A 4,819-nucleotide genomic window follows, 5' to 3' on the forward strand; every position below is an offset into this window, starting at 1 on the left:
CCGGGGCGGCCGGCCGGCGTCGCGGGACGCCGGCCGGCCGCCGGTCCGGCGGGGCCGGGGCTCAGCCACGACGGCGTACCTGCCAGATGGCGGCCGCGCCCAGGAACACCACGACGGCGATCCCGGCGACGAGTCCCAGCGACGGTCCGCCGTCACCGTCCGAGGAGTCCGCGGACGGCGCGGCGTCCGACGACTCCGGGGAGTCCTTGCCGGAGGTCTCGCCGCCCGATGCCGTGCCCGAGACCTGTTCCCCACAGCCCGACTTCGGGTAGCCCTCGATGGCGCACAGCAGGGCGTTGGTGTCGTAGCGCAGCGGCTTGGCCACGGCGGCCAGGGCCTGCGCGGTCGTCGCGTTCTCGGCGACCCGGGCGCAGACCGTGCGCCCCTCGGGCGGGGTCTCGCCGGACGGGGCGTCGGCGGCGGTGCCGAAGTCGAGGACCAGCGCGACCCGCTTGCGGCCGTCCTGCGCCGGGGTGCCGGCACAGATGGTGTCGAAGCCGGCCGCGCCGCGGGGCTTGGCGGCGTCGCCGGAGTCCTCGCTGACGGAGAAGCGGAAGCCCTGGACGTCGCCGTCGGCGGGCCGGGCCGTGGAGGGGCCCTCGGTGGCGTACGTCCACTGTCCGCCGTCGCGCTCCCAGAAGGACCAGTAGCGGTAGCCGACCGCCTGCGCCTGGCCCGCGCCCGCCAGCACGGCGGACAGGGGCACGAGCGCGGTCAGGAGCAGGACGGTGAGCCGGCGGATCACGACTGCTGCCGCTTGTTGCGGCCGCTGATCAGGAACCCGATGCCGATACCGGCGACCAGGCAGACGCCGACGAACCACCAGATGCCGAAGCCGGAGTCCGACTCGTCCTTCTTCTCGTCCGCGTCGGACGCGCCGGTCTTCTCCGCCGCCCGGTCCGCGGCCGGGGCCGGGCCGGTCGCGCCGAGCTTCTCGACCAGGTCGGTACCGCCGAAGGCACGGGGGTCGGCGCCGGTGGCGTGGGCGGCCAGGATCAGCTGGGCGTAGGCGGCGGGGCCGCTCTGGGCGGCCCAGTCGGTGGCGTTCTTCTCCAGCCAGGCCAGCGACTTCTTCGCGGGGGCGGTCGCGCCCTGCGCGGACAGCGCCACGACCGCGTCGGCGGTGTTGCCGTAGTCGGGCTGGTCCTCGGCGCCGGGGAGGGAGGAGACGAGGTGGCCCCCCTCGGCCAGGGCCTCGGTGAGGTACGCGGCGCCGTTGGCCGCGGCCTGCTCGGGGGTGTCCGCCTTCACGCAGCCGTCGGCGGCCGTCCCGTCGCCCTTGCCGGGCTCGACGACCAGGCCGGCGCCGAGGGAGCCGAGCACACCGGCGGCGGTGGCGTCCGCGTTGGGCACCAGGGCGCCCTTCTTGTCGGGCTGGAAGGCGAAGGCCCCCGGGCCCTCCTTGTCGTCGCAGGGCAGGGCCAGCTTCCGCAGCGCGTCGTAGGGGGACCTGCCGTCCTTCGTCACCTCGCCGGGCTTCTCCCCGGCGGCGGCCAGCGCGCCGACGACGACGGAGGTGGAGTTGGTGTCGCTGGCACCGCCCGCGGTGTAGCCCCAGCCGCCGTCCTTGTTCTGCACCGACTTCAGCCAGTCGACGGCCTTGCCGGTGACGTCGTCGTGCCCGCCGAGCGCGGTGAGCGCCTGCACCGCGGCGGCGGTCTGGTTGGTGTCCACCATCGTCTTGGCGTCGCACGCCTCGGAGGTGTCGGCACGGTACGGGCCGAAGGATCCGTCGGCGCACTGCTGCCCGGTCAGCCAGTCGACGGCAGACGCGGCGGGCCGGACCCCGGCGGTGTCCTGGGCGAGCAGGGCGAGCGACTGGCGCCAGACGCCGTCGTACTGCGGGTCGCTGTCGCCGAAGAGGGCGGCGGGCAGTTTCGCGGACGGCGACGGGGACGGGTCGGCTGCGGCCGGCGCGGCGGCGCCGATCACGGCGACGGCGGCCAGGACCGCGGCGCCACGGCGGAGGTTCATGATGGGCGGGTGCCTCTCCCTGAGGGGAGTCGGGCAGCACGGGACACCCCGGCGGCTCGGCTCCGTATACCTCGACGGTGCCGTGCTCCGGCGGACTGCCGGGCACGTGAGCCGGTCACGATCCGTGCGGGGCATTCCGGCTCGCCGTCCGCTGGGACGGCTCACGGCTGCGGGTCAGCGCCGGATTCGCACCGGCTTCCCCCCGTACGGGTGTGATGACGACGCGGCCACTCTACCCGCCCCCCGAACAGGCGACCGGGGCCGGTGGGCGGGAGGTGGCCGAGGTCACGTGGGGGGTGTGACGGGGCGGGCGGGGTTGCGGCGGGGCGGGCGCGGGCGGGAGGGAGCCGGGCGACGGGGCGGGTGTCCGGTGGCTCGGACCGCGACGTACGTCGCCGGGTCGCTGCCGGGGACCGCCTCGGCGCGGCCCAGTTTCACCAGGCGGCGCAGGTGGGACTCCGCCTCGGACACGGCGATGGTGCGGGACCCGTAGGGGATCTGGGCCCAGGGGCGGTTCCACTCCATGCGCTCCGCGAGCTGCCAGGGCGTGAGCGGGTCGGTCAGGAGGGCGGGCAGTCCGGTGAGCCGGGTCTCGTGGTGGGCGAGGAGCTCGGCGACGCGGGCGCCGGGGCCCGCCGGACCAGCAGACGGGCCGCCGGCCGGTACCGTGGCGTGCGGGCGGTGTCACGTGTCCCTGGTGGTCCGTGGTGTCACGTGTCCGTGGTGCCGCCGGCCGGCCCCGTCAGGGGTCGCCCGCCTCCGGGGCCGTCACGTCGATCAGCCGGCACACCGTCTCGATGTCGATCTTCACCTGGGCGATGGAGGCCCGCCCCGACAGCCAGGTGATCAGGGTCGAGTGCCAGGTGTGCTCGATGACCCGCACCGCGGACAGCTGGTCGGCGGTGGGGTGCTCCAGGCCCATGGCGTCCAGGATGATCGCCGTGGTCTGGCGCGACACCTGGTCGACCTCCGGGCTCACGCTGCGGTCCGCGAAGGTCAGGGCGCGCACCATGGCGTCGGCCAGGTGCGGCTCCCGCTGGAGCGCGCGGAAGGCCCGCATCAGGGTCTCCGCGACCCGCTCGGCCGCCGTCTCCCCGGCCGGGGGCTTCTTCCGGAGCGTGCCGTGCATGTGCTCCAGCTGGTCCTGCATCGTGGCGACCAGCAGGTGGATCTTGGACGGGAAGTAGCGGTACAGCGTGCCCAGGGCCACCTGTGAGGACTCCGCGACCTCACGCATCTGGACCGCGTCGAACCCGCCCCGGCCGGCCAGTTGGGCGCTCGCGTGCAGGATGCGGCGCCGACGGGCCTCCTGCCGCTCGGTGAGCGGGGACGCCGGGGAGGGGGGCCGTGCGCCGCCGGCTCCGGTTCCGGCCGTGGCCGTCCTGTCCGCCTTGGCCGGCCTGGCCGCCTTGGTCGCCTTGTCTGGGTTGGCTTCCGCGGGCATGGGTCCCGTTCCGTGACAATCGGTGAGGATGGATGATCGGACAGCATGGCACGCCGCCGGCCGTGGCGTGAATCACCTGATCCACTGCGCCCAGTGCTCCTACCTGCCGGTAGATTCGAAGCCTCCGAACGATCAACTCTGTAACTTGTTCTAGATTAGCGTCCCGGCGTAACCTCGCGGGACAGTGCAGGGAGAAGGGGGCCCAGAGTGACCGCTGAGGCCAGTCAGGCCGGGCCTTCGCAGGGCCCCGCAGCCGACGGCTTGCGACCGCTCCGCATCGCACTCCTCACCTACAAGGGAAACCCGTTCTGCGGCGGGCAGGGCGTCTACGTGCGCCACCTCTCGCGCGAACTCGCCCGGCTCGGGCACCGGGTCGAGGTGATCGGCGCCCAGCCCTACCCCGTCCTCGACGTCCTCGGACCGGACCGGGACGGGCCGGCCCTGACCGAGCTGCCCAGCCTCGACCTGTACCGGCAGCCCGACCCCTTCCGCACCCCCGGCCGGGGCGAGTACCGCGACTGGATCGACGCCCTCGAGGTCGCCACCATGTGGACCGGCGGCTTCCCCGAGCCGCTGACGTTCTCCCTGCGGGCCCGCCGCCATCTGCGCGCCCGGCGCGGCGACTTCGACGTCGTGCACGACAACCAGACCCTCGGCTACGGCCTGCTCGGCGACATCGGCGCGCCCCTGGTGACCACGATCCACCACCCCATCACCGTCGACCGGCAGCTCGAACTCGACGCCGCCGACAGTCGCAGGCGCCGGTACGCGGTCCGCCGCTGGTACGCGTTCACCCGGATGCAGAAGCGGGTCGCCCGCCGCCTGCCCTCCGTGCTCACCGTCTCCGGCACCTCCCGCGACGAGATCGCCGACCACCTCGGCGTGCGCCAGGACCGCATCCACGTCGTCCACATCGGCGCCGACACCGACCTGTTCGCGCCGGACCCCTCGGTGCCCGTCGTGCCCGGCCGGATCGTGACCACCTCCAGCGCCGACGTGCCGCTCAAGGGCCTGGTCTTCCTCGTCGAGGCACTCGCCAAGGTGCGCGTCGAACAGCCCGACGCCCACCTCGTCGTCGTCGGCAAGCGCCCCGAGAAGGGGCCCGTCGCCCAGGCGATGGAACGCTACGGCCTCGAAGGCGCCGTGCAGTTCGTCAAGGGCATCACGGACGCCGAACTCGTCGACCTGGTGCGCTCGGCGCAGGTCGCCTGCGTGCCGTCGCTGTACGAGGGCTTCTCCCTGCCCGCCGCGGAGGCCATGGCCACCGGCACCCCGCTGCTCGCCACCACCGGCGGCGCCGTCCCCGAGGTGGCCGGCCGCGACGGCGAGACCTGCCTGGCGGTGCCGCCGGGCGACGCCGGTGCCCTGGCCGCCGGCCTGACCCGGCTGCTGGGCGACCCC

The 4,819-nt window shown here is 74.6% G+C and carries 4 protein-coding genes, 1 pseudogene and 1 riboswitch; of the genes and pseudogenes, 1 reads left to right on the forward strand and 4 read right to left on the reverse strand.

Annotated features, from left to right (window positions below):
* Positions 1 to 61: 61 nt before the first annotated feature.
* From G3I53_RS32810 to G3I53_RS32825, 4 genes and pseudogenes are all read right to left on the reverse strand, one after another.
* Positions 62 to 745 carry an SCO2322 family protein gene (locus G3I53_RS32810; RefSeq protein ID WP_164337958.1) on the reverse strand — a complete coding sequence of 228 codons (684 nt, stop codon included), beginning with the start codon at positions 743 to 745 and terminating at the stop codon, positions 62 to 64.
* A complete protein-coding gene (locus tag G3I53_RS32815; RefSeq protein ID WP_164337959.1) occupies positions 742 to 1,974 on the reverse strand; it encodes a prenyltransferase/squalene oxidase repeat-containing protein in 1,233 nt (410 codons plus the stop codon). Before G3I53_RS32815 ends, G3I53_RS32810 begins: the two co-directional genes overlap by 4 nt.
* 129 nt (positions 1,975 to 2,103) lie before the next feature.
* Positions 2,104 to 2,176: riboswitch (cobalamin riboswitch) on the reverse strand.
* 176 nt (positions 2,177 to 2,352) lie between these two features.
* Positions 2,353 to 2,595 (reverse strand): annotated as a pseudogene (locus G3I53_RS32820) (MBL fold metallo-hydrolase); the annotation flags it as partial.
* Between the two features lie 121 nt (positions 2,596 to 2,716).
* Positions 2,717 to 3,418 carry a TetR family transcriptional regulator gene (locus G3I53_RS32825; RefSeq protein WP_164337960.1) on the reverse strand — a complete coding sequence of 234 codons (702 nt, stop codon included), beginning with the start codon at positions 3,416 to 3,418 and terminating at the stop codon, positions 2,717 to 2,719.
* A gap of 207 nt (positions 3,419 to 3,625) precedes the next feature.
* On the opposite strand from G3I53_RS32825, the gene G3I53_RS32830 reads away from it, so the two are divergent.
* On the forward strand, positions 3,626 to 4,819 hold a 1,194-nt coding region (locus tag G3I53_RS32830), incomplete at its 3' end, for a glycosyltransferase family 4 protein (RefSeq protein WP_164439052.1).

This window comes from Streptomyces sp. SID14436 (genome assembly GCF_010548465.1).
Lineage (GTDB): Bacteria > Actinomycetota > Actinomycetes > Streptomycetales > Streptomycetaceae > Streptomyces.